Here is a 16,588-nt window from a genome sequence, read left to right on the forward strand (position 1 = left end):
TTTCCGTGGTCCGGTCAGCGCCGTTCCTGGATCCGGATCATGTTGCCCGCCGGGTCGCGGAAGGCGCAGTCGCGGACCCCGTAGGGCTGGTCCACCGGCTCCTGGACCACCTCGGCGTCGCCGGCCTGGAGCCGTTCGAAGGTGGCGTCGAGGTCCTTGGTGGCCAGCAGGAGGCTGCCGTAGGTGCCCTTGGCCATCATCTCGGCGATGGTGCGGCTCTCGTCCTCGGTGATGCCGGGGGTGGCGGTCGGCGGGAACAGGACGATGTTGACGTCGGGCTGGCTCGGCGGCCCGACGGTGATCCAGTGCAGCCCGTTGTAGCCGACGTCGTTGCGCACCTCGAAGCCGAGGGTGTCGCGGTAGAACGCGATGGCCGCGTCCCGGTCGTTGTGCGGGAGGAAGCTGGAGTGAATGGTGATGTCCATGGCGGTCACCCTAGGTTCGGGCTGGTGGGGCGCGCTTCTCGATTCCTGATCGGTCTGGTGACCTGTTTCGCTACGCACGCCGGCAGGCCCTCGGTCGCGTTCGCCGCCTCCCGCCGGTAGGTGCTGGGCGGCATGCCGACCAGTTCGGTGAAGCGGGTGCTGAACGTGCCCAGCGAGGAGAAGCCGACGGCGAAACACGCCTCGGTGACGCTGTGGTCGCCGCGGCGCAGCAGTGCCATCGCGCGTTCGACGCGCCGCGTCATGAGGTAGGAGTACGGGGACTCGCCGTAGGCGCGCTTGAACTCGCGGCTGAGGTGGCCCGCCGACACGTTCGCGCCGCGGGCGAGCGCCTCGACGTCCAGCGGCTGTGCGTATTCGCGGTCGATGCGGTCGCGGACGCGGCGCAGCAGCGCGAGGTCACGCAGGCGCTGAGCTGCGGCGGAGGAGCTGGTCACCCGCGAATCGTGCCACATCGGACGGTCGGCGGCGGCCGGATGTCAGCGCAGCCGTTCCAGTTCCCTGGCCGAGCGCACCAGTTCCAGTGCCATGCGCCGCAGCTCGCCGGACTCCGCGCCGTCGTCCGCGGCGGTGGCGACGTCCTCGGCGGCGCAGCGCAGCTGGAACAGCCGGTCCTGCAATGCGGCGAGCTCGGCGTCGGAGAGCACCACGGCGTCGTCGGGCAGTCCGCTGCGCTGCAGCGCCGTGCGCCGCTCGTAGGCCCGCTGTCGGCACGACTGCCCGCAGTAGCGCCGCCTTCTCCCCTTCGCCGCGGCCTGCTCCAGCCGCCGCCCGCACCAGCCGCAGTGCTGGGGCGGGGTGTTGCGCGGGATCCCCGCCAGCAGGTCGACCGTCTCGCTCACGTGCCAGACCCTAACCGGCCACCGGGGCATCATGACTTGGCCACGCCGATCCCCCACACTGGTGGGGTGCGCAGCACTCACCCGTACCTCGCCGGCACCTTTCCCCGAGCCTTCGCCCACCGCGGCTGGCACCTGGACGAGCTGGACGGCATGGAGAACTCGCTGTCGTCGTTCCGCCGCGCCGTGGCCGAGGGGTTCCAGTACCTCGAGACCGACGTGCACGCGACGTCCGACGGTGTGGTCGTGGTCCACCACGACGCCGTGCTCGACCGCACCACCGACGGGCACGGGGCGATCGCCGCGCAGCCCTGGTCGGTGGTGAAGAAAGCCCTGATCGGGGGACGCGAGCCGGTGTCGCGCCTGGAGGACGTGCTGGAGGAGCTGCCGGAGGCGCGGTTCAACATCGACGTGAAGGCCAACAGCGCGGTCGTGCCGTTCCTGCAGGTCGTCGAGCGGCTCGGCGCCACCGAGCGGGTCGCGGCCGCGGCGTTCTCCGATGCCCGGCTCGCCCGGATCCGCAAGCTCGCCGGGCCGAAGCTGCTGACGTCGATGGGTCCGCGGTCGGTGGCGACCCTGTGGGCCAACGGCTGGGCACCGTGGCTGCGGCTGGGTGCCCTGTGCCGCGGCGCCATGGCACAGGTCCCGGTCCGGCAGGGCCGGCTCACCGTGGTCGACCCCGCGTTCCTGCGCAGCGCGGCGAAGGTGGGCGTCGAGGTGCACACGTGGACGATCGACGACCAGGCCGAGATGCGCCGGCTGCTGGAGCTGGGCGTGCACGGCATCGTCACCGACCGGCCGGACCTGCTGCGCGAGGTCCTGCGCGAACGGGGCGAGTGGGGCTGAGGGGCTCAGGCCGGGCCGAGCAGGTCCCAGCGGTTCCCGGCCACGTCGAGGAACACCGCCACCTGCCCGTAGTCCTCGGTCCGCGGTGCGGTGAGGAACTCGACGCCCGCCCCGTTCATGCGCTGGTACATGGCGTCGAAGTCGTCGACCCGCAGGAAGAACCCGACGCGGCCGGCGAACTGGTGGCCCACCGCCGCGCGCTGGTGCTCGCCGTCGGCGCGGGCGAGCAGCAGGCCCGTCTCCGCGCCGGGCGGGCGGACCACGACCCACCGCTTCGGGCGGCCGTCGTTGGTGCGCGAGGGCTCGTCCTGCACCAGGTCGAAGCCCAGGACGCCGACGAAGAACTCGATGGCCCGGTCGTAGTCGTCCACGACCAGCGCGGCGAGGTCGATGCGCATCCGCGGGAGCGTAGTCAGCGGGGGGCCTTGCCGTCCCAGGCGGCGTTCCACGTCTGGGGGCCCAGCCTGCCGGAGTCCTTGATGCCGTTGGCGCGCTGCAGGTCGAGCACGGCGTCGCGGGTCTTGTCGTAGTAGCAGCCGGTGCCGGTGAAGCCGTAGCCGAAGTCGTTCATCCGCAGTTGGAAGGTCTTCAGCGCCGGGGCGCAGTCGCCGTAGGCGTAGACCACGCCGGGCCACGCGGGTTTCCCCGCCGCGGGTGACGGGGCGGGTGCCGGCGCGGCGCCGCCGCCGATGTAGGCGGACTCGGCGTAGGTCGGGACGCGCTTGCTGCGGGCGTCGGCGTCGGCCCGCAGGCCGAGCATGCCCGCGCACTCCCACGGCTGCCAGCCGCGCATCCGGTAGAGGTAGAGGGCGCGGTAGTCCTGTTCGGCGGGGCTGGCGAGGTCGGGCCTGCCCTGGCCGCCGACGCTGCGCCAGGTGGGCAGGTCGAACTGGTAGGCGCCGTAGTAGCCGTTGCCGGTGTTGGTGGCGTAGCGGTTGCTGGACTCGCACATGCGCAGCTTGAGCCAGGTGGAGGCGGCGGGATCGGCGGACGCGACACCGCTGGTGCCCAGCTGGACGGCCAGGGCGACCAGCGCGACGAGCAGCAGCCGGGCGAGCAGGCTGCCGCCGCGTCTGAGTTCGATCATGGGGAGGACGGTAGGTTCGGGACTCACCAGCCACAACTTCCCCACGTGTCCCAGCGACATCCCTAGCCCCACCCGTCCGGGCGACCGTCGACCCGGTTGCGCTGGAAGACGCCCCCGCCGGGCCTGCTCGGGCTCTCCGCACGATTCACCCGATCAAGCGAGCGCTAGGGTCGAGCGTCGTGACCTTGTCTTCCGACCAAGAACTCGACCCCACCACCGCCCTCTCGCCGGTGCCCGGTGTGGACGCCCGGCGGCCGCCGGTCCGGGGCCTGCTGCGGTTCTGCTACGGGCCGATGGACTGCGGGAAGTCGACGCTGGCGCTGCAGATCGACCACAACCACGCCCGCCAGGGCCGGCGCGGGCTGCTGCTGGTGCGCCACGACCGGTCGGGGACCCCGCAGATCACCAGCCGCATCGGGATCACCCGGCGCGCGCTGGAGGTGGGGGCCGGCACCGATCTGCGGCAGGTGGTCCGGCAGCAGTGGGTGGCGGGGCGGCACGTGGACTACCTGGTGGTCGACGAGGCGCAGTTCCTGTCCCCGGCGCAGGTGGAGCAGCTGGCGGAGCTGGCCGACGAGGTGCGGATCGACGTGTACTGCTTCGGCATCGCCACCGACTTCCAGAGCCACCTGTTCCCCGGGGCGCGGCGGCTGTTCGAGCTGGCCGACGAGCTGCAGCCGGTGCAGGTCGACGTGTTGTGCTGGTGCGGCGCGCCGGGACGGTTCAACGCGCGGGTCCGCGACGGCGAGGTGCTGCGCGAGGGCGACACCGTGGTGGTCGCGGACACCGTTGAAACGCCCGTTTCCTCACGCGCGCAATCCGAAGTCGCTACGTTGCGTTACCAGGTACTGTGCCGCCGCCACTTCCGCCTCGGGGACCTCGGGCCGGGTGCGGGACAGCGGGGGCAGCTGCGCCTGACGTGACGCCACGGACTACCGGAATTGCCGTCACGTGATAGCCCGACTGGGGGATTATCGCAGAAAGAACCACCAATCCGCGTCACTTAGCGGCGCGAACGGTGTCCCTCTGGAGGAAGCTGTTGCCGAGGGGTGAGACCGTTCATCGTGAGGGACGACATGTTCTGCCGGGAATTCCCGGAAGGGCAGAGTCGTTGCACTGGGTGAGCATCACCCTGGCTCTTAACGACCGGAGCCGACTGAAAGGACGTCATCATGGCCGACCGTGTACTCCGTGGCAGCCGGCTGGGAGCGGTCAGCTACGAGACCGACCGGAACCACGACCTCGCACCGCGCCGAACGGTGCGGTACGCCTGCCCCAAGAACCACGAGTTCGAGGTGCCCTTCTCCGACGATGCGGAGATCCCGTCCGTGTGGGAGTGCCGCCTGCACGGCAGCGAGTCCGAGATCGTCAACGGCGGGCAGCAGGAGCAGAAGAAGGTCAAGCCGCCCCGCACGCATTGGGACATGCTGCTGGAGCGGCGGTCGATCCCGGAGCTGGAGGACCTGCTGAACGAGCGGCTGGCCGAGCTCAAGGGTCGCCGGACGTCGCGCTCGGCGTAGCTGACTGGCCCCACCACGAAGACGAGAAAGGCCCCCGCGTCCTCCCGCCGCGGGGGCCTTTCTCCGTGTCCGGACGCCGTTACCGGCGGCGCAGGAGCCTGCGGAGCTGGCCGAGGCGGTGCTGGGTGCCCCACACGCCGACGCGCAGCATCGCCTCGCGGATGATGGCGCCGCTCATCTTCGACTCGCCGATCTCGCGTTCGGTGAAGGTGATGGGCACCTCGACGATCTCGAACCCGGCGCGCAGGGTGCGCCAGGCCAGGTCGATCTGGAAGCAGTAGCCGGCGGAGGCGATCTCGTCGAGCGGGAGCTTCTCCAGCACGGCGCGGCGGTAGGCGCGGAAGCCGGAGGTGTACTCGGTGATCTTGCCGCCGAGCGCGACGCGGGAGTACAGGTTGGCGCCGCGGGAGAGGATCTCGCGGCGCTTGGGCCAGTTGACGACCGCGCCGCCGGGGACGTAGCGGGAGCCGAGGACCAGGTCGGCGTCCTCGAGCGCGGCGAGCATGCGGGGCAGGTCCTCGGGCGCGTGCGAGCCGTCGGCGTCCATCTCGACGATGGTGGCGTAGTCGCGCTCCAGCCCCCAGCGGAACCCGGCGATGTAGGCGGCGCCGAGGCCGGCCTTCTCGGTGCGGTGCAGCACGTGGACGCGCTTGTCGTCGGCCGCGAGCTTGTCGGCGAGCTCCCCAGTGCCGTCGGGGCTGCCGTCGTCGACCACGAGCGCGTGCGCCTCGGGCAGGGCTTCGTGCAGCCTGCGCAGGATGGGCGTGAGGTTTTCACGCTCGTTGTAGGTCGGGATCACCACCAGAACCGGCTCGATCGGTCGTGCTGCCCGTGGCGCCTGCGCCATCCGTGTCCTCCCTCGGCGGGAGTCCTCACCCCGCCCCGGTCGCTCGCGTCGTGTTTTCGGCGCCTGCGCGCCTGGTGCGCAGGCGGACGACGAGGCCGGCGAGCACCGCCGCCAGTGCGGCGCCGACCTGGCCGTACTCCGTCCACGCACCGAGTCGATCCGACAGCGTAGTCGTGTCCCGAAGCGGCACGCGCCCGACCAGGGATGCGGCGGTGAATTCGCTGGTCGACTGCAGGATCTGCCCGTCAGGGGCGACGAGGGCGCTGACGCCGCTGGTGGCGGAGACCACCACGGCGCGGCTGTGCTCGACGGCGCGGAGGCGGGCGATCGCGAGCTGCTGCTGGCTCATGCCGCTGGTGCCGAACCAGGCGGTGTTGGTGGGCAGCACGATCAGCTGGGCGCCCTGCTGGACACCCTGGCGGGCGACGTAGTCGTAGGCGATCTCGTAGCAGATGGGGGTGGTGACCTTGGTGCCCGCGACGTCGAGGACGGCGGGCGCGTCGCCCGGGGTCATGTCGTAGAAGCCGTTGACGAACGGGGTGACCCACTGGGCGATGGCGCGGGCGGGCACGTATTCGGAGAACGGCACGAGTTCCTGCTTGGAGTACCGCTCCCCCGGGCCGGTCGCCGGGTTCCACACCACTTCGCTGTTCTGCGTCTCGCCCGGGGCGCCGGCGCGGTAGATCGTGCCGATGAGCGCGGGGGCGCCGACGTCGGCGACGGTCGCGTCCAGTGCCGGGTCCGGGCCGCGCAGCTCGGTGACGCTCTCGGGCCAGACCACCAGGTCGGGTTGCGGCACCGCGCCCGAGTGGACCTGCTGGGCGAGCCGCTCGCTCTGCGCGAGGTGGTTCGCCCGGATCGTGTCCTGTTCCTCCATCAGCCCGATGCCGACGTCGGGGGCGTTGCCCTGGACGGTGGCGACGGTGAGGCTGCCGGTCTGGGCGGCGGTGCCGATGGTGGGCCACAGCGCGAGCCCGGCGACGATGGGCAGGACGACCCCGGTGGCGGGCAGGATCGAGCCGCGCCAGTTGCGGCGGCGGAGGCGGGCGACGAGGGACGGGACGGCGAACCCGGTCAGCACGACCGCGAACCCGACCAGCGGCGCGCCGCCGACGGAGGCCAGCGGCAGGAAGGCGCCCTCGGACTGGCTGAACGCGACCCTCCCCCACGGGAAGCCGCCGAACGGGAACCACGCGCGCGGGGTCTCGGTGGCGATGAGGATCATGCTCATCCACACCGGGCTCCACGGCAGCCGGGCGACGAGCGTGCACAGCGCGGCGCCGACGGCCAGGTACGCGGCGAGTGCGGCGGAGAGCCCGAGCCAGGGCCACGGGCCGAACTGGACGCCGAGGAAGTCCTGCAGCCAGAACAGCAGCGGCAGGTAGAACGCGAACCCGAAGGCGAAGCCGTAGCCGAGCCCGCCCCACAGCCGCCGCCCGCGCAGGGCGAAGGCGAACCCGGCGAACCCGATCGGCGCGAGCCACCACAGCGAGCGCGGCGCGAAGGCGAGGTAGAACACCACGCCGGAGCCGGCCGCGAGGGCGAGGCGCAGCAGCCACGGGCGCCAGTTCCGGCGGCGGCGTGGGGGGTTTTCGGTCGCCGTCGGTTCCGGCGCGGTGGTCACCACGGGGTTCACTTTAAGCCGGTGGTGTGAACGCGTCGTAGAGAACCTCCCCGGCCCGCACGGTGCGCAGGCAGGTCGGGAGCGGGCTGTCCGGTTCGAGGGGCGGCAGCGCGGGCACGCGGGAGCGCGGGTCGGTGGACCAGCGCTGGACGCGGGAGTCGGGCGCGGCGACGACGAGGTCGGCGGCGTCCCAGATGGCGTAGTGCGCGGGAGCGCCGGGCTGCAGCGTGCCGGTGAGGCCGTCGTTGGTGCCGGCCGCGCGGTGGCCGCCGCGGGTGTGGGCGTTGAACGCGGCGCGGGCGGACAGCCCGGCGCCCGGGGTGCGGTGGTGCACGGCGGCGCGCACGCTCGCCCACGGGTCGAGTGCGGTGACGGGGCTGTCGGAGCCGAAGGCGAGCACGACGCCCTGCGCGGCGAGCGTCGCGAAGGGGTTCATTCCCGCGGCGCGGTCACCGAGACGGGTGGCGTACATGCCGTCGGTGCCGCCCCAGAGGGCGTCGAACTGCGGTTGCATCGAGCCGGTGACGGCCCAGCCCGCGAGCTGCGCGGCCTGCTCGGCGTCGACCATCTCCAGGTGTTCGAGGCGGTGGCGGGCCCCGGCGAGGGCGCGTTGCCCGACGGCCTGTTCGGCCAGCTGGAACCCGCGCACGACCTCCGCCACCCCGGCGTCGCCGATGACGTGGAACCCGGCCTGCAGCCCGGCTTCGGTGCAGGTGGCGAGGTGCTCGGCGATGTCCTCGGCGCCGAGGTAGCGGGCGCCGGTGGAGCCGGGCCGGTCGGTGTAGGGCTCGTGCAGGGCGGCGGTGTGGGAGCCGAGGGCGCCGTCGACGAAGAGGTCTCCGGCGAGGCCGCGCAGGCCGTGGCGGCGGGCCAGCTCGACCGCGCCGCGTTCGCCCCAGTAGCCGATGACCTCGGGGCGCCCGGGTTCGGCGGCGAGGGCGAGCAGGTCGGCGAGGTCGGTTTCGCCGGAGATGTCGGGGCCGGCGCACTCGTGGACGCTGACGATGCCGTGGGCGGCGGCGTGGCGGAGGAAGGCGTCCTGGGCGCGGCGGCGCTGCTGCGGGGTGATGGCGGCCTGCAGCGCGGTGCGGACGCGGTGGTGCGCCTCGCGGGTCAGCGGTCCTTCGGCGGACCAGCCGTCGGCCTCGCGGGCGTGGGGGGCGAGGTCCACCAGCGCGGTGGAGACGAGGGCGGAGTGCACGTCGACGCGGCTGAGGTAGACCGGGGCGCCCATGGCGGCGTCGTCGAGCTCGGCGCGGCTGGGCAGGCGGGTATCGGTCCAGGTGGACTCGTCCCAGCCGTGGGCGATCAGCACCTCGCCGGGCCGGACGGCGTCGCGCACGGCGGCCAGCAGCCCGGCCGCGCCGCGGACGCCGGTGAGGTCGAGTCCGGCCAGGTGGAGGCCGGTGGCGGTGGCGTGCACGTGGGCGTCGACGAAGGCGGGCGCGACGAAGGCGCCGTCGAGGTCGACGACCGCGGCGCCGGGGTGCAGGGCGCGGCCGGGGCCGTCCTGCCCGACCCAGACCACGGTGTTCCCGGTGACCGCCATCGCGGTGGCGTCGGGCGAGCTCGGCGAGTGGATCCGCCCGCCGACCAGAAGCGTCGTGTCGTTCACGGGCACGAGTCTGCCTGATAGTAATGCGGCAGCAATATTTACGTCGTATTGTCGCTTCCGCAGGAGATTTTCACGTCTCACCGCCGACAAGGAGCACAGATGACTGCGATCCAGGAACCTGTCTCGCCTGCCGACGTCTACGGGCAGCCCTACGCCTACGTCCGCCGCGAGCTGACCGAACCCGACTGGCGCCGCTTCCCCGGCTGGCGGGAGGTCACCGAGGCGCAGTGGCGGGACGCGCAGTGGCAGCGGGTGCACTGCCTGCGCAACGCCCGGCAGCTGAAGGCGGTGCTCGGCGACCTGGTGGACGAGCGGTTCTACGACGACCTGGCCGCCGACCAGCGCGAACTGGCCACGATGTCGATGCTGCTGCCCCCGCAGATGCTCAACACGATGGACGTCTCCTCGACCGAGGCGTTCTACGCCGACCCGGTGCGCCGCTACATGCTGCCGGTGCGCAGCGACCGCGACCCGGTGTGGCCGAGCCACCCGCACTCGGCGCGGGACTCGCTGCACGAGGCGGAGATGTGGGTCGTGGAGGGGCTGACCCACCGCTACCCCACCAAGGTGCTGGCGGAGCTGTTGTCCACCTGCCCGCAGTACTGCGGGCACTGCACGCGAATGGACCTGGTGGGCAACTCCACCGAACAGGTCGCCAAGCACAAGCTCGCGCTCAAGCCCGTGGACCGGCAGGACGCGATGATCGACTACCTGCGCCGCACGCCCGGGGTGCGCGACGTCGTGGTGTCCGGGGGCGACGTGGCGAACGTGCCGTGGCACCAGCTGGAGTCGTTCCTGATGCGGCTGCTGGACATCGAGACCGTGCGCGACATCCGGCTCGCCACCAAGGCACTGGCCGGTCTGCCACAGCACTGGCTGCAGCCGAAGGTCGTCGAAGGGCTGGAGCGGGTCGCGGGTACCGCGCAGCGGCGCGGGGTGAACCTCGCCATCCACACCCACGTCAACCACGTGCAGTCGGTGACGCCACTGGTCGCGGAGGCGGCACGCACGGCGCTGGATGTCGGCGTGCGGGACGTGCGCAACCAGGGCGTGCTGATGCGCGGGGTGAACGCGACCCCGGCGGCGCTGCTGGACCTGTGCTTCGCGCTGCAGGGCGAGGCGAACATCCTGCCGTACTACTTCTACCTGTGCGACATGATCCCGAACGCCGAGCACTGGCGTGTCGCGGTGTGGGAGGCCCAGGAGCTGCAGCACGCGATCATGGGCTACCTGCCGGGGTACGCGACGCCGCGCATCGTGTGCGACGTGCCGTACGTGGGCAAGCGCTGGGTGCACCAGGTCGCCGAGTACGACCGCGAACGGGGCATCTCCTACTGGACGAAGAACTACCGCACGGGCATCGAACGCGAGGACCCGGACGCGCTGGCGCGGCGCTACCCGTTCTACGACCCGATCACGACGCTGCCCGAAGAGGGCCGCGCGTGGTGGGAGGCCCGCCGCTCCAGGCCCTAGGGTGGGCCGGTGCACCGGATCCTGATCATCGGTGGCGGTGTCGCCGGCACCGCCGCCGCGCTCGGGCTGCGCGAGGCCGGGTTCGACCCGGTGGTGTTCGAGGCGCAGACCGGCGGCGCCGAGCACCTCGGCGCGTTCCTGACGCTGGCCCGCAACGGCGCGGCCGCGCTCGCGCAGCTGGACGCGGCGGACGCGGTCACGCAGGCGGGTTTTCCGCTGCACACGATCGAGTTCGCCGGGCAGACGCGGCCACTGGAGGCGATGCGGTGCCTGCGGCGCGCCGAGCTGTGCCGGGTGCTGCAGGACGAGGTCGTGCGCCGCGGAATCACCTTGCACCACGGTAAACGGCTCGCGACGGTGACGGAGGACGAGGACGGGGTCACCGCGCGCTTCACCGACGGCAGCAGTGCCCGCGGCGACCTGCTGATCGGGGCGGATGGGCTCAACTCGGCCGTGCGCGAGGTTCTCAGTCCCGGGACGCGGCCCCGGTACGCCGGTCAGCAGGTGTGCTACGGCTACAGCACGGTGGTTCCGCCGCCGGGTGAACCCGGCCGGATCGTGATGGTCCGGGGCAGCGCGGTCGCGTTCGGCTACGCCGTCTCCCCCGGCGGCGAGACGTACTGGTTCGCCCGCGTGGACGGGGAGCCGCTGCCTCCCGGCGGGCGGCCGGACCGCGACCGGCTGCTGGAGCTGTTGCGGCCCGACGACACCCCGTGCGCGGGCATCGTCGAGGCCACGGAGGGCCCGCTGCTGGGCACCAACGCGCGGGACCTGGCGAACGTGGCGCGCTGGCGCAGTGCCCGGATGCTCCTCGTCGGCGACGCCGCGCACGCCGCCTCGCCCGCCACCGGTCAGGGCGCGTCGATGGCGCTGGAGGACGCCGTGGTCCTCGCGAAAGCCTTGCGGGACACCGGGTCCTTCGAGGTCTACGAACGGCTGCGGCGGCCGCGGGTGGAGTACAACACCGAGGCGAGCGCCCGGCTGAGCGATCGCGCGCCCCGGCCGGCGGGGCCGCCACCGGTGAGCGACGAGGAGCTGGCCCACCAGCTCGACTGGTCCACTCCCCTGCCGCCGCCCCGCTGACCGTGAGCGACAATCGGACGATGCCGTCCCTGTCCGCCGACTGCTCCTCCTGCTTCGGGTTGTGCTGCGTCGCCCTGCCGTTCGCCAAGTCCGCCGACTTCGCGTTCGACAAGGCCGCGGGCACGCCGTGCCGTCACCTCGCCGGCGACTACCGCTGCGGCATCCACTCCCAGTTGCGGGAGCGGGGCATGGCCGGCTGCACCGTGTTCGACTGCTTCGGCGCCGGGCAGCAGGTTTCGCAGGTCACCTTCGGCGGGCACGAGTCCCCGCAAGCCGCCGCGGTGTTCCCGGTGATGCGCGGGCTGCACGAACTGCTGTGGTACCTCACCGAGGCGCTGGCGCTGCCCGCCGCCGCACCCCTGCGTGACGAGCTGCGGCGCGCCCTCGACGACATCGAACGACTCACGGAACTTCCGGCGGCCGAACTGACCACTGTGGACGTTCCAGCCGTGCGGGGCGAGGTGAACGAGCTGCTGCTGCGGGTCAGCGAGCGGGCCCGCCAGGGCGTGCCCGGCCGCCGGAAGAACCACCGCGGCGCCGACCTGATCGGCGCGAAGCTGCGGGGCGCGAACCTGCGTGGAGCGTCGCTGCGGGGGGCCTACCTGATCGGCGCGGACCTGCGGGAGGCCGATCTGCGCTCGGCCGACGTGATCGGCGCGGACTTCCGCGGCGCCGACCTGCGGGGCGCGGACCTCACCGGAAGCCTGTTCCTGACCCGGATCCAGGTCGCCGCCGCACGCGGCGACGCGACGACGCGGCTGCCGGAGGGGCTCACGCCTCCCGCGCACTGGGCTTCTCCAGGAACTTCCGCAGCCGGCCGAGCGGCCAGGTGTTGATCACCTCGTCGGCGGTGAGCCAGCCGCGCTGGGCGGTGCCGACGCCGTAGCGGATCTGCGCGAGGTCCCGCACCGAGTGCGCGTCGCTGTCGATCGCGAACTTCACGCCGTACTCGCGGGCCTGGCGGATGTGCTCGTCGCGCACGTCGAGGCGGTCGGCGAAGGAGTTGACCTCCAGCGCGGTGCCGGTGCGGGCGCAGGCCCGGAACACCTCGGCGAAGTCGGCGTCGATCGGCGGCCGGTGCCCGATCTGGCGTCCGGTGAGGTGCCCGAGGACGTGCACGTGCGGGTTCTCGGCGGCCCGCACCAGGCGGCGGGTGGTGTCGGCGCGGGACTGGGTGAACGCCGAGTGCACCGACGCCACGCACAGGTCGAACCCGGCGAGGAACTCCGCGGGCCAGTCCACGCCGCCGTCGGCGTCGATGTTCAGCTCGGTGCCGTGCAGGACGCGCATCCCGCCGTAGGTGCGGTCGAGGGCGCGGACCCGTTCGCGCTGGGCGAGCATCTTCTCGTCGGTCATGCGCTGGATGACGAGGTTCGGCGCGTGGTCGGTGACGGCGTAGTACTCGTAGCCGCGGGCGGCGGCCGCGGCGAGCATCTCCTCCAGCGAGGCGACGCCGTCGGTCAGGTCGGTGTGGGTGTGCAGGTCCCCGCGCAGGTCCTGGGTCCGCACGAGGTCCGGCAGTTCCCCGCGCAGCGCCGCCTCCAGCTCGCCGCGGTCCTCCCGCAGCGGCGGCGGGATCCACGGCAGGCCGAGGCGGGCGTAGACCTCCTCCTCGGTCTCGGACACGATCAGCTCGCCGGTCTCGACGTCGAACAGCCCGTACTCCGAGAGCTTCAGCCCGGCGCGCACGGCCCGTTCGCGGACGCGGACGTTGTGGGCCTGCGAACCGGTGAAGTACTGCAGCGCCGCGCCCCATGACGCGGGCGGCACCACCCGCAGGTCCACCTGCAGGCCGGTGCGGGTGCGGATCGAGGTCTTCTTGTCCCCGCTCGCGATGACCTCGGCGGCCAGGTCCAGCTCGCGGAAGGCCGCCATGACCGGCACCGGGCTCTCGGCGGCGACGAGGACGTCGAGGTCGCCGATGGTTTCGCGGAAGCGGCGCAGGGACCCGGCGTGGGTGCAGCGCGCGACGCCGGGCAGCGCCGAGAGTCGCCCGGTGATCTCCTCGGCCAGCTTGGTCGCGACGTCGAGCAGCACCCGGCCGCCGGAGGTGCGCAGCAGCTCGACGCCGTGCAGGAGGTTCTCCTCGGTCTTCGGGCCGAACCCCTTGAGGTCGCGCAGCCGTTCGCTCTGGATGGCGTCGACGAGCTCGTCCACCGAGGAGATACCCAGGTCGTGGTAGAGCACGGCGGCCTTCTTCGGGCCGAGCGTGGGGATCTCGGTCAGCGCTCGCACGCCCGGCGGGATGCGGGCGCGGGCTTCCTCGACGACGGTGATGCTGCCGCGCTCGAAGTACTCGGCGATCTTGTCCGCGATGGACTTGCCCACGCCCGGGATCTGCCGAAGCTCCTGGGGGCCGAGCTCGGACAGGTCGCCGCCGTAGCCGGCGACGGCGCGGGCGGCCTTCTCGTAGGCGCGGGCCTTGAAGGCGTCGCCGCTGGTGAGGGTGAGCAGGTCGGCGTACTCGCGCAGCAGCGCCTCGACCTCGTCGTTCGGGCGGGGCATCGGTTCAGCGTAGGGAGTCGGCGAGCTTCTTGTCCCGGGAGACCCGGACGAGCGCCGCGGCGAGGCGGGCCTGGTCGTCGCCGTCGACGAGCCCGCCCAGCTTCCCGGGGTCGCGGGGCAGGCCGAGGCGTTCCGCGCCCTGCAGCGCCTTCGCGTCGAAGTACGGGCGCAGGCCGGGCCAGACCTGCTGGGCCTCCCGGCAGAAGATGTCCACGCCGACGGGACCGAGCCGCGGCACCTTCCGCAGCAGCGCGCCCAGCTCCTCCCGGCCGGCGGCGCGGTCGCGCAGCTTGCGCAGGTCGCCGCCGTACTCCTCCAGCAGCAGCCGGGCCCCGTCGCCGAGCGCGGTCGCGGTGCTCTCGTCGTAGCGCACGTAGTGCCCGCGCCCCAGCGCGTCCACACGGTCCTGCCAGCTCGCGTCGGCCATCCGCCGCGCGGTACCCAGCCCGGCGCGCACCAGTTCCCGCGCCGCCGCGACGGCGATCGTGGCCTGGATCCGGGCCGACATCAGCACCGAGAGCACCAGCAGCCGGTACAGCGGCGCCGGGGTGTCGGCCAGCTTGATCCCCGCCTCCTCGGCGTAGGTCCGCCCCGCCCGTTCGAGCAGCTTCCGCACGTCCGCCATGGGTGCGGCGTACCCCGGTACTCCGCCTGTCACACCGCGTGGGCGACTCCGGCCAGTGCCCGCAGGCTGTCTTCCAGCGCGCCGGTGCTGTCGCAGTGCCGGGTGGCGGCCTCGGCCATCGCCTTCCAGCGATCGGGTTCGGCGATCAGCGTGCGCACCGCGCCGGCCAGTTCGCCGTCCGTCTCGCACACCACCGCGAGTCCGGCATCGGCCATCAGCTGGGCGTTCGCGCGGCCGTGGGCGGCGATCGGGCGGTGCATGAGCACGGGACGGCCGCAGGCGAGCGCCTCCAGGCCGGTGGCGCCGCCGGCGTTGGTGACCACCACGTCGGAGGCGATCGTGTACGCGGCCATCTCGTCGGTCCACCCCAGTGGCCGCAGCCGGGGATCCTGCTCGGCCAGCGGTCGCAGCCGCCGCAGCAGGGCGTCGTTGCGGCCGCACACCACGACCGGCACGACGCCGGGATGCGCGGCGAGCAGTTCGCGGGCGGCGTCCTCGACGTCGCCGAAGCCGAGCGAGCCGCACGACACCAGCGCCACGAACGCGTCCGCCGGCAGCCCGAGCCGCTGGCGGGCGCTGTCACGGTCACCGGTGGTGAAGGCCGCGCGGACCGGTGGCGCGGACACCGCGACCTTCGCCTCGGGCACGCACTTGAGGGCGGGCGGAACGGCCTGCTCGTGCATCACGACGTTGAGGTCGAGCGCGCCGTAGACCCAGAACGGGTGCGGCGCGAAGTCGGAGATCCACGCCCCCGCAGGCATGGGCAGCCGGTCGTGGCGGCGCAGCCACTCCAGCCCCGCCGACCCGAGCGGGTACGTGGACAGCACCAGGTCGGGTCCGAGGTCCTCGACGCGGCGGCCGAGCCGGGGCCCGCACCAGACGCCGACGAACCGCTTGGAGGCGGTGGCGAACCAGCGGTGGCGCCACAGGGAGCGGTAGAAGAACTCGTACAGCCACGGGGTGCGCTGCACGTTGGACACGTAGATCCAGCGGAACAGCGGCCCCACCCCGGAGCCCATCACGTCGAGCGTGTCGAGCCAGCTGACGTCGGCGTCCGGCCACAGCCGGCGCACGGCGTCCTCCAGCGCCCGGCCGGTCGCGTTGTGCCCTTCCCCCATGGCCGCCGAGACGACCAGCACCTTGTTCATGCGGTCCCTTCCGGTGCGTTCAGCGAGACGCCGGTGCCCGGCTGGGCGCGGGCGAGGTGTTCGGCGCGGCTGGCCAGCAGCCCGATGCCCACGAGGATGACCACGCCCGCGAGCCCCTCCCCGGCCAGCGCCCAGGCGTTCGCGTTCGCCGTCTCCCCCAGCCACCACACGCCGATCGCGACGCCCACCAGCGGGTCGAGGGCGGTGATCACGGCCAGCGCGGGGGTCAGGAACCGGCCCTGCTGGAAGGTGTTCTGGCTGACCAGGAATCCCAGCGGACCCACGAGGCACACCAGGTAGAGCGTCCAGTGCTGGAACGGTTCGGCGATGCCCTCGCGGGCCTGCCCGGCGACGACCTTCATGAGCCCGGCGGTGACGCCGTACAGCACGCCGGTGGCGACCGCGAGCCCGAGTACGCGCATCGAGCCGTGGCGGACCAGCAGCGCCACGATGAGCGCGACGACGGTGAGCGTGGCCAGCGCGATCGCCAGCGGCAGCGGCTCGGACTGCGGGGAGAAGCCCTGGGAGTCCCCGCTGGGGCGGGCGACGAGGAGGAACGCGGCGAGCCCGGCGATGCACACCCCGGACCCGGCGAGCATCACGCGGTCCAGCGGGCGGCGTTCGAGGCGGGCGGAGATGACGCCGGCGAAGATCAGGGAGGTGATCAGCAGCGGCTGCACGACCAGCAGCGGCCCGAACGCGAGGGCGACCAGCTGCAGGGCGAGCCCGAGGCCGGTGGCGACCATGCCGACGAGCCACAGCGGCCGGTGCGCGAGCCCGCGCAGCAGGCCGGGGTCGAGGATGCGGCTGACTTCGACTTCCTTGGTGGCGCGCGCCTGCGCGGCGCTGGCCATGCCCATGCTCGCCGCACCGACGACGGCGGCCGGGACCGCCAGCAGCAGCGAGGTGCCGGTCGCCGACACCATGCCCCCT

General features: G+C 72.9%; 18 protein-coding genes. 6 read left to right on the forward strand and 12 right to left on the reverse strand.

What is annotated here, in order from left to right; translation table 11 throughout:
- Positions 1–14: 14 nt before the first annotated feature.
- Genes FHX82_RS26460 through FHX82_RS26470 form a run of 3 tightly spaced genes read right to left on the reverse strand, consistent with a single transcriptional unit; the run spans position 15 to position 1,285 of the window.
- Positions 15–425: a VOC family protein gene (locus FHX82_RS26460; RefSeq protein WP_145934331.1), complete on the reverse strand. Its 411-nt coding sequence runs from the start codon at positions 423–425 to the stop codon at positions 15–17.
- Positions 426–430: 5 nt separating this feature from the next.
- Positions 431–898 (reverse strand): helix-turn-helix transcriptional regulator, encoded by a 468-nt coding sequence (locus tag FHX82_RS26465; RefSeq protein WP_221216562.1) that lies wholly within the window; start codon positions 896–898, stop codon positions 431–433.
- A 24-nt stretch (positions 899–922) separates the two neighbouring features.
- On the reverse strand, positions 923–1,285 hold the full coding sequence (locus FHX82_RS26470; RefSeq protein WP_229880247.1) for a hypothetical protein: 363 nt from the start codon (positions 1,283–1,285) through the stop codon (positions 923–925).
- A 66-nt stretch (positions 1,286–1,351) separates the two neighbouring features.
- On the opposite strand from FHX82_RS26470, the gene FHX82_RS26475 reads away from it, so the two are divergent.
- Positions 1,352–2,128 carry a glycerophosphodiester phosphodiesterase family protein gene (locus FHX82_RS26475; protein ID WP_145934333.1) on the forward strand — a complete coding sequence of 259 codons (777 nt, stop codon included), beginning with the start codon at positions 1,352–1,354 and terminating at the stop codon, positions 2,126–2,128.
- A gap of 5 nt (positions 2,129–2,133) precedes the next feature.
- Here FHX82_RS26475 and FHX82_RS26480 read toward each other — a convergent pair whose 3' ends face one another.
- Together FHX82_RS26480 and FHX82_RS26485 are read right to left on the reverse strand one after the other, a co-directional pair.
- Positions 2,134–2,526, reverse strand: coding sequence for a VOC family protein (locus tag FHX82_RS26480; RefSeq protein WP_145934334.1), 393 nt, complete (start codon positions 2,524–2,526; stop codon positions 2,134–2,136).
- A 14-nt stretch (positions 2,527–2,540) separates the two neighbouring features.
- Positions 2,541–3,215 carry a transglycosylase family protein gene (locus FHX82_RS26485; RefSeq protein ID WP_145934335.1) on the reverse strand — a complete coding sequence of 225 codons (675 nt, stop codon included), beginning with the start codon at positions 3,213–3,215 and terminating at the stop codon, positions 2,541–2,543.
- Between the two features lie 179 nt (positions 3,216–3,394).
- On the opposite strand from FHX82_RS26485, the gene FHX82_RS26490 reads away from it, so the two are divergent.
- Both FHX82_RS26490 and FHX82_RS26495 read left to right on the forward strand, forming a co-directional pair.
- A complete protein-coding gene (locus FHX82_RS26490) occupies positions 3,395–4,138 on the forward strand; it encodes a thymidine kinase (protein WP_145934336.1) in 744 nt (247 codons plus the stop codon).
- Between the two features lie 249 nt (positions 4,139–4,387).
- A complete protein-coding gene (locus tag FHX82_RS26495) occupies positions 4,388–4,735 on the forward strand; it encodes an RNA polymerase-binding protein RbpA (protein WP_145934337.1) in 348 nt (115 codons plus the stop codon).
- A 79-nt stretch (positions 4,736–4,814) separates the two neighbouring features.
- On the opposite strand, the gene FHX82_RS26500 is transcribed toward FHX82_RS26495, so the two are convergent.
- Genes FHX82_RS26500 through FHX82_RS26510 form a run of 3 tightly spaced genes read right to left on the reverse strand, consistent with a single transcriptional unit; the run spans position 4,815 to position 8,827 of the window.
- Positions 4,815–5,582 (reverse strand): polyprenol monophosphomannose synthase, encoded by a 768-nt coding sequence (locus FHX82_RS26500; RefSeq protein WP_145934338.1) that lies wholly within the window; start codon positions 5,580–5,582, stop codon positions 4,815–4,817.
- A 25-nt stretch (positions 5,583–5,607) separates the two neighbouring features.
- Entirely contained in the window at positions 5,608–7,206 is a 1,599-nt protein-coding gene (gene lnt, locus FHX82_RS26505) for an apolipoprotein N-acyltransferase (RefSeq protein WP_145934365.1), read from the reverse strand.
- A 13-nt stretch (positions 7,207–7,219) separates the two neighbouring features.
- Positions 7,220–8,827 carry an amidohydrolase gene (locus tag FHX82_RS26510; protein ID WP_183176849.1) on the reverse strand — a complete coding sequence of 536 codons (1,608 nt, stop codon included), beginning with the start codon at positions 8,825–8,827 and terminating at the stop codon, positions 7,220–7,222.
- Between the two features lie 93 nt (positions 8,828–8,920).
- Between FHX82_RS26510 and FHX82_RS26515 the strand changes: the two genes are divergently transcribed.
- The 3 genes from FHX82_RS26515 to FHX82_RS26525 are packed head-to-tail and all read left to right on the forward strand — an operon-like array spanning position 8,921 to position 12,213.
- Positions 8,921–10,294 (forward strand): KamA family radical SAM protein, encoded by a 1,374-nt coding sequence (locus FHX82_RS26515; protein WP_145934339.1) that lies wholly within the window; start codon positions 8,921–8,923, stop codon positions 10,292–10,294.
- Between the two features lie 9 nt (positions 10,295–10,303).
- Positions 10,304–11,377, forward strand: a complete 1,074-nt coding sequence (locus tag FHX82_RS26520; RefSeq protein ID WP_221216563.1) for an FAD-dependent monooxygenase — start codon at positions 10,304–10,306, stop codon at positions 11,375–11,377.
- 20 nt (positions 11,378–11,397) lie between these two features.
- Positions 11,398–12,213 (forward strand): pentapeptide repeat-containing protein, encoded by an 816-nt coding sequence (locus tag FHX82_RS26525; RefSeq protein WP_145934340.1) that lies wholly within the window; start codon positions 11,398–11,400, stop codon positions 12,211–12,213.
- Here FHX82_RS26525 and polX read toward each other — a convergent pair.
- The 4 genes from polX to FHX82_RS26545 are packed head-to-tail and all read right to left on the reverse strand — an operon-like array spanning position 12,149 to position 16,581.
- Entirely contained in the window at positions 12,149–13,882 is a 1,734-nt protein-coding gene (gene polX / locus FHX82_RS26530) for a DNA polymerase/3'-5' exonuclease PolX (RefSeq protein ID WP_145934341.1), read from the reverse strand. The genes FHX82_RS26525 and polX overlap by 65 nt on opposite strands.
- Positions 13,883–13,886: 4 nt before the next feature.
- Positions 13,887–14,507 carry an endonuclease gene (locus tag FHX82_RS26535; RefSeq protein ID WP_145934342.1) on the reverse strand — a complete coding sequence of 207 codons (621 nt, stop codon included), beginning with the start codon at positions 14,505–14,507 and terminating at the stop codon, positions 13,887–13,889.
- 29 nt (positions 14,508–14,536) lie between these two features.
- Positions 14,537–15,655, reverse strand: coding sequence for a glycosyltransferase (locus tag FHX82_RS26540; protein ID WP_145934343.1), 1,119 nt, complete (start codon positions 15,653–15,655; stop codon positions 14,537–14,539).
- Positions 15,652–16,581, reverse strand: a complete 930-nt coding sequence (locus FHX82_RS26545; protein ID WP_145934344.1) for a DMT family transporter — start codon at positions 16,579–16,581, stop codon at positions 15,652–15,654. Before FHX82_RS26545 ends, FHX82_RS26540 begins: the two co-directional genes overlap by 4 nt.
- Between the last annotated feature and the right edge of the window lie 7 nt (positions 16,582–16,588).

The organism is Amycolatopsis bartoniae (assembly GCF_014191255.1).
GTDB classification, from domain to species: Bacteria; Actinomycetota; Actinomycetes; order Mycobacteriales; family Pseudonocardiaceae; genus Amycolatopsis_E; species Amycolatopsis_E bartoniae.

Bases quoted from the DNA above. Each gene is read 5' to 3' on its own strand.
- FHX82_RS26525 (WP_145934340.1), top strand. From the start codon at position 11,398: ATGCCGTCCCTGTCCGCCGACTGCTCCTCCTGCTTCGGGTTGTGCTGC.
- FHX82_RS26460 (WP_145934331.1), bottom strand. From the start codon at position 425: ATGGACATCACCATTCACTCCAGCTTCCTCCCGCACAACGACCGGGAC.
- polX (WP_145934341.1), bottom strand. From the start codon at position 13,882: ATGCCCCGCCCGAACGACGAGGTCGAGGCGCTGCTGCGCGAGTACGCC.
- FHX82_RS26545 (WP_145934344.1), bottom strand. From the start codon at position 16,581: ATGGTGTCGGCGACCGGCACCTCGCTGCTGCTGGCGGTCCCGGCCGCC.
- FHX82_RS26515 (WP_145934339.1), top strand. From the start codon at position 8,921: ATGACTGCGATCCAGGAACCTGTCTCGCCTGCCGACGTCTACGGGCAG.
- FHX82_RS26465 (WP_221216562.1), bottom strand. From the start codon at position 898: ATGTGGCACGATTCGCGGGTGACCAGCTCCTCCGCCGCAGCTCAGCGC.
- FHX82_RS26535 (WP_145934342.1), bottom strand. From the start codon at position 14,507: ATGGCGGACGTGCGGAAGCTGCTCGAACGGGCGGGGCGGACCTACGCC.
- FHX82_RS26540 (WP_145934343.1), bottom strand. From the start codon at position 15,655: ATGAACAAGGTGCTGGTCGTCTCGGCGGCCATGGGGGAAGGGCACAAC.
- FHX82_RS26485 (WP_145934335.1), bottom strand. From the start codon at position 3,215: ATGATCGAACTCAGACGCGGCGGCAGCCTGCTCGCCCGGCTGCTGCTC.
- FHX82_RS26500 (WP_145934338.1), bottom strand. From the start codon at position 5,582: ATGGCGCAGGCGCCACGGGCAGCACGACCGATCGAGCCGGTTCTGGTG.
- FHX82_RS26480 (WP_145934334.1), bottom strand. From the start codon at position 2,526: ATGCGCATCGACCTCGCCGCGCTGGTCGTGGACGACTACGACCGGGCC.
- FHX82_RS26495 (WP_145934337.1), top strand. From the start codon at position 4,388: ATGGCCGACCGTGTACTCCGTGGCAGCCGGCTGGGAGCGGTCAGCTAC.